Source organism: uncultured Thiodictyon sp. (assembly GCF_903828115.1).
In the GTDB taxonomy this organism is placed as follows: Bacteria; Pseudomonadota; Gammaproteobacteria; order Chromatiales; family Chromatiaceae; genus Thiodictyon.
The window spans coordinates 1-5,972 of record NZ_CAIKKU010000492.1; the positions used below are offsets into that span (position 1 = coordinate 1).

The window sequence follows — 5,972 nt, forward strand, 5'->3', positions numbered from 1 at the left end:
GCGTGCGGGGCGGCGTAGTCAGGGCTTCCAGCCCTGACTGTTTCAGCCCCGACACCGTCAGGCCAGGATGGCCTGACTACGCACTTTCACGGTAAAGCCGCTCCCACAGCGTCGCTGCGGGACTTTGTACGGTGAAGTGACCCCACTCAACGCCGGGCCTCGATCCGGCACCACTGAACGGAGCGACCGATGCAATTCGCCACCCTGCTCGCCGGGCTCGATCGGCCGGCCCTGGCCTGGGCCGTCGATGGCCTGGGCCTCACGCTGCTGATCGCCTACCACCTGTATCTGCGGCGCGTCTTTCAACGGGAGCCGGAGCGGACCTATCGCGGCCGCTCCAACCGGCTGCGCCGGGCCTGGGTCGCGACGGTGCGCGCCGGCGACCGGGATATCCTGGCCGTCCAGACCCTGCGCAATTGGGTGATGTCCGCGACCCTTTTCGCCTCCACCGCCATCGTGATCGCGCTCGGTGTCGTCGGGGTGGCCTTCGACCGGCTCGACCTGGGCGGCCTGTCGCAGTCGCTGAGCCTGGCGCCGAGCGGTCCGGACCTGGTGCGCTTCAAGCTGCTGGTGCTCGCGGCCATCTTCGCCGGCGCCTTCCTGCATTTCGCCCTGGCGCTGCGCTATTACAACCACACCGGCTTTCTGATCAACCTGGCACCGGAGCACTTCACCGGCTCCGGTGTCGACCAGGTTGCCGACACCCTCAATCGTGCCGGCGGCCACTACCACCTCGGTACCCGCGGCTTTCTGCTGGCGATCCCGTTCGTGCTCTGGCTGATCGGGCCGGACTGGTTTCTGGCCGGTGTCGCCGTCTGCCTGGTGCTGTTGTATCGCTTCGACTTTCTGGTCGACGGTGAGCCCGCGCGGGCGGCGGCGGCCCCCGGTGCATTCGACCTCGGCGACCCCTTCGCCCTGCAGGGCGACGCGGTCCTGCACGCCCTGCACAGCACGGTGGACGGCCTGAGTACCGCCGAGGCGGCGAAGCGGCTCGCGGCCGTCGGTCCGAATCGGCTGCCGAGCCCGCCGAAGGACGGACCGATCAAGCGATTCTTAAAGCACTTCAACGATATCCTGATCTATATCCTGATCGCCGCCGCCGCCGCGACGGCGCTCAAGGGTTACTGGATCGACACCTGGGTGATCCTCGCGGTGGTGGTCATCAACGCCATCATCGGCTTCATCCAGGAGGGGCGGGCCGAGGACGCCCTGGAGGGCATCCGCAAGATGCTCTCGCTGCACGCCCACAGCCGCCGCGGCGGGCACTGGGTGGAGGTCGAGTCGGCCGACCTGGTCCCCGGCGACATCGTGCGCCTGCGCGCCGGCGACCGGGTGCCGGCGGACCTGCGCCTGCTCGAGGCGGTGAATCTGCGCATCGAGGAATCCGCCCTGACCGGCGAGTCGGTGCCGAGCACCAAGGGCAGCGACCCGGTGGACGACGCGGCCGGGATCGGCGATCGGCACGGGATGGCCTACTCGGGCACCCTGGTGGCGGCCGGGCAGGGCACCGGGGTGGTGACCGCCACCGGACCCCACACCGAGTTGGGCCGGATCAACCGGATGATCGCGGAGGTCGAAACCCTGGACACCCCGCTGACCCGGCAGATGACCGCCTTCGGCCGGGTGCTCTCGGTGATCATCCTGGGGATGGCCGTGGCGATGGTCCTGATCGGCTGGTTCCTGCACAGCTTCGGGGTCGAAGAACTGATGATGGCGACCATCGGCTTCGCCGTGGCCGCCATCCCGGAGGGCCTGCCGGCGATCATGACCATTACGCTCGCGCTCGGCGTCCAGGAGATGGTGCGGCGCAACGCCATCACCCGCAAACTCCCGGCGGTCGAGACCTTAGGTTCGGTCACCGTGGTGTGCTCGGACAAGACCGGCACCCTCACCCGCAACGAGATGACGGCCCGCCATGTCGTCACCCCGGTGGACCAGTATGACGCGGCCGGGATCGGCTATGCCCCGGAAGGGCACCTGTCGCTCCACGGGCAGCCGATCGCGGTCGCGGCCCACCCGGACCTGCGGGCACTGATCGAGGTCATGGCGGTCTGCAACGACGCCGAGATCGCCGAGGAGGACGGTCACTGGCGGGTCATCGGCGAGCCGACCGAGGGGGCCCTGCGCACCCTGGCCCACAAGGCCGATTTCGCCGCCGCGGACTACCCGCGCCTGGCCGTCGTGCCCTTCGACTCCGATCTGAAGTTCATGGCCACGCTGAACCGCTTGCCCGGGGGCGGCCGGCGCATCCTGATGAAGGGCGCGCCCGACCGGCTGCTCGATCGCTGCGCCGGCCAACGCGGCGCTGACGGCGCCGTGGAGCCGCTGGACCGCGCCTTCTGGGAGGGCTGGATCGACCGACTCAGCGCCCAAGGGCTGCGGGTGCTGGCCGCCGCGAGCCGCGAGGTCGAGGCGGACCAGGACGACCTGGGCGTCGCCGATGTGGAGCAGGGGATGGTGTTGCTGGGCCTGGTCGGCATCATCGACCCGCCGCGACCCGAGGCGATCACGGCCATCGCCGCCTGCCGCCAGGCCGGCATCGCGGTGAAGATGATCACCGGCGACCACGCCGGCACCGCCAGCGCCATCGGCCGCGAGATGGGCATCACCACGGACGATCGCGCCATCACCGGGGCCGAACTGGAGGCCGCCAGCGACGCGCAACTGCAAACCATCGTCGCTGAGTACGCCATCTTCGCCCGCACCAGCCCCGAGCATAAGCTGCGGCTGGTCCAGGCCCTGCAGGCCAATGGCGAGGTGGTGGCGATGACCGGCGACGGGGTCAACGACGCCCCGGCGCTCAAGCGCGCCGATGTGGGCATCGCCATGGGCATCAAGGGGACCGAGGCGACCAAGGAGGCGGCCGAGATCGTGCTGGCGGACGACAACTTCGCCTCGATCGAACGCGCCATCGAGGAAGGCCGCACCATCTACGACAACCTTCAGAAATCGATCCTGTTCCTGCTGCCGACCAACGGCGCCCAGGCCCTGGTCATCCTGGCCGCGGTCCTGTTCGGCTTCACCCTGCCGCTGGCGCCGGTGCAGATCCTCTGGGTCAACATGGTGACCGCGGTGACCCTGTCCCTGGCCCTGGCCTTCGAGCCCGCCGAACCCGGGGTCATGAGCCGACCGCCGCGGCGCCCGGGCGCGCCCATCCTGGGCTGGTATTTCATCTGGCGCATCGCGCTCGTCTCGGTGCTGATCGGTGTGGCCACCACCGCCGTCTTTCTCTTCGAGGAGGGGCGCGGCTATTCGGTGGCGGCGGCGCAGACCATGGCCGTCAATACGCTTGCATTCGGGCAGTTGTTCTTCCTGTTCAACAGCCGCTTCCTGCACGCCTCCAGCCTGCGGGTCGGTCTGTGGTTCACCAACCGCGTGGTCTGGCTGGCCGTCGGCGTATTGGTCCTGTTGCAACTCCTGTTCGTCTATGCCCCGTTCCTGAATCGCTGGTTCCACACCGCGCCCCTGGCCCCGCGCGACTGGTTGTTGCCGGTCGGCATCGGCGTCGCCATCTTCCTGGTGGTCGAGTTGGAGAAGGCCGTGGTGCGGTGGGTGGCGACCCCGGGAGGGCCGCGGCCTAGTGCCTGAGAGCCGGCGCCGTGGCGCCCGGTGTCACGCCAAGCCCGGAGATTGCATGTGCTGCCGGGAAGGGGTGTTCTCGCCGCTTGGCCGTAGCGACCCCGTCCGTGTTAAGCTCTTTAGCGATAGTCGTGTCGGCACTTCCACCAATGCAGCGACGGCCGAGGTGCCCCTCAAGTCCGCGGCTGCGACGTGATCGGATGCGAGCGCGAACACAGGCCGGGCGGACATCCGTAACGCCGGCCATGATCATAACTCCGGCCAGCGGCGCTCGGTCCGCACAGCGGACCCAACGGTAAACCGGCGCTCCGTAGGGTCCGCTGTGCGGACCAACGGCCTCGCGGTGAGCCTGGTGGCCGGAATCCTGACCAAGGCCCGTAACGCCCTGCCGAGCATCTGCTTGACGGTGTAACTCGACTATTGCAACTTAGTCGTCATGCGGGATGCCGGGATCAGCCGCTTCGCCAGCCTTGGAGCGCATCATGCCTGTTGCCTTGCGACTCGATGGAATCAAGTTCTTCTTTTACACCAATGAGGGCCGTCCGCGCGAACAAGCGCACGTCCATGTCAGGAGCGGTGGAGCGGAGGCCAAGTTCTGGCTCTTGCCCCAGGTCCAGCTCGCACGCAATGACGGGTTCGATGCCCGGACACTTCGCCAGATCGCCGGCATGGTCGGAGACCATCGTGAACTCCTGGAGAAAGCCTGGAATGAACATTTCGCCTAAGAGCGTCAACTGCGACGAAAACAACCTGTGGGTCGAGTTGAACGACGGGCGTACGCTCGGCGTCCCCCTGGCCTGGTTCCCGCGCCTGCTTGCCGCGAGTCCGGCAGAGCGGGCAGCCTATGAGATCAGTCCGCGGGGCATCCACTGGGATGTGTTGGACGAGGACATTTCAGTCGAGGGATTGCTGGCAGGTCTGGCTGACATCCGTGAGCTTGACCGCAAGGTAGCATGATCCCACGGGCCGGTACGGACATTGAACCCTGGTACGTCACCTATTTCCCGTCTCAATGGCAAAGACCACAGCACGCGATGGCAACGACTGACGGACCACCCACGATGCAGGACCAGGAGCGTTTGGAGCGCCTGGGGAGCAATCGCCGGCAGGCGACAGAGTTGCGGCAGCAGATCGAGGAATTGGCGCGGCGCCTGGAACGGCTCGACCGAGACACGGCGCGGCTTCTGGCGGGCTTCGTCGTCCCCGCCTACCGGGACTGGCAGCCGCGTCCGGGCGCTACCGCCTTCTATGTGGATGCCCTGGAGGGCATCTATTTCCAGGTCGTAGTCCACGAGGTCCGCGGCACCTATGTGCGTACCCGGGCGGCATCGCCGAATCACTCCGCTTACTATTCGGTGATGCTCGATCACCCTGCCGACCAATACGAGCGGTCGGGCTGCATCGTGCCGCCGGCGCTGTTCGACCTCCTGCGCTACCGGTTGCCCCTGCGGGTGGCGCCGTTCGTCTAGCGCCGGTTCTGGGGACAGTTTACGGCGCCAGTTCCGGGGATAGTTTACTCAATTGCGTCTGCCGCAGAGTATGAAATAAGTAAACTGTCCCCGGAATTGCCCAATGACTTCGCGCAGGCCTTGATCATCGCTCCGGCCAGCCGAGGCACCGGCCGGCTGGAGTCCAAGGCTTCAGCCTTGGATCGGCAGGCCAAGGCTGAAGCCTTGGACTCCAAATGAGCAAGCGCTGGCCGGAACGATGATCAAGGCCCCGCTGCGCCTCGGCCCACACCACCTCGGGCACCAGCACCGACGGGAAGTCGCAGAGCAGGCGGAGCGAGTCCAGCTCGTCCAGGTGAATCAAGGGTCCGGCATCGCAAACGACCACACGGGCGATGCGGCTATCCGTCGCCACGCAGACCCCACTCGAGATCCTCACGAACGAACGCCTCGCTCAGCTCCGCGCTGTGCGAACTCAAGTAGCGACGCAGTGCGTCGATGAGGATCTCGTCGAGGTCGTTCGCCCAGCCGTCGCGGATCAGGATCGCCGCCTGCTGTGCCAAGCGATCGGGGATATCGGCTTGAATGGATGTCGTCATGGCTGGTTCGGTCGATGCGCTCGGCGACCAAGTGAAGAACAAGGGTAACCGATGTGATAAGGGAAAGTAACCAGCCCACACGCGCATTGAGGGCGTCCGGGCCGCCCGGCTAGCTGGGTCTCCCGCCAGGCGGAATCCGCTGTCACCGCGGCGAGACTGCACGGGTATTCACCAACTGATGCTCAAGCTGCTGGTCCAGGGCGAGGCCGATTGCGCCCAGGGGCGAACCATCGCCCAGGAGGACCTCTTCGGCGATCTACGTCGGGAACTCGCCGGCCCCAGAGCAGACGACGCGGTCTAGCACCCGTGGCTCGGAGAAGGGTCGACTGGTCCGCACAATCGGTAC

6 protein-coding genes are annotated in these 5,972 nt (G+C 67.0%); 5 read left to right on the forward strand and 1 reads right to left on the reverse strand.

The annotated features are described in order from the left end of the window. Nucleotides 1–189 precede the first annotated feature (189 nt). The 4 genes from QZY48_RS18055 (at nt 190) to QZY48_RS18070 (ending at nt 5,048) form a co-directional block, all read left to right on the forward strand. Nucleotides 190–3,588: an HAD-IC family P-type ATPase gene (locus QZY48_RS18055; RefSeq protein WP_295433661.1), complete on the forward strand. Its 3,399-nt coding sequence runs from the start codon at nt 190–192 to the stop codon at nt 3,586–3,588. Between the two features lie 473 nt (nt 3,589–4,061). Continuing rightward, nucleotides 4,062–4,304, forward strand: coding sequence for a DUF4160 domain-containing protein (locus tag QZY48_RS18060; RefSeq protein WP_295433664.1), 243 nt, complete (start codon nt 4,062–4,064; stop codon nt 4,302–4,304). Then, on the forward strand, nt 4,288–4,536 hold the full coding sequence (locus QZY48_RS18065; protein ID WP_295433667.1) for a DUF2442 domain-containing protein: 249 nt from the start codon (nt 4,288–4,290) through the stop codon (nt 4,534–4,536). The genes QZY48_RS18060 and QZY48_RS18065 overlap by 17 nt, the downstream gene beginning before the upstream one ends. Beyond that, nucleotides 4,533–5,048 (forward strand): hypothetical protein, encoded by a 516-nt coding sequence (locus tag QZY48_RS18070; RefSeq protein WP_295433670.1) that lies wholly within the window; start codon nt 4,533–4,535, stop codon nt 5,046–5,048. The genes QZY48_RS18065 and QZY48_RS18070 overlap by 4 nt, the downstream gene beginning before the upstream one ends. Nucleotides 5,049–5,428: 380 nt before the next feature. On the opposite strand, the gene QZY48_RS18075 is transcribed toward QZY48_RS18070, so the two are convergent. Beyond that, nucleotides 5,429–5,626: a CopG family transcriptional regulator gene (locus QZY48_RS18075; RefSeq protein WP_295433672.1), complete on the reverse strand. Its 198-nt coding sequence runs from the start codon at nt 5,624–5,626 to the stop codon at nt 5,429–5,431. Between the two features lie 178 nt (nt 5,627–5,804). On the opposite strand from QZY48_RS18075, the gene QZY48_RS18080 reads away from it, so the two are divergent. Then, a complete protein-coding gene (locus QZY48_RS18080; protein ID WP_295433674.1) occupies nt 5,805–5,927 on the forward strand; it encodes a hypothetical protein in 123 nt (40 codons plus the stop codon). Nucleotides 5,928–5,972 lie beyond the last annotated feature (45 nt).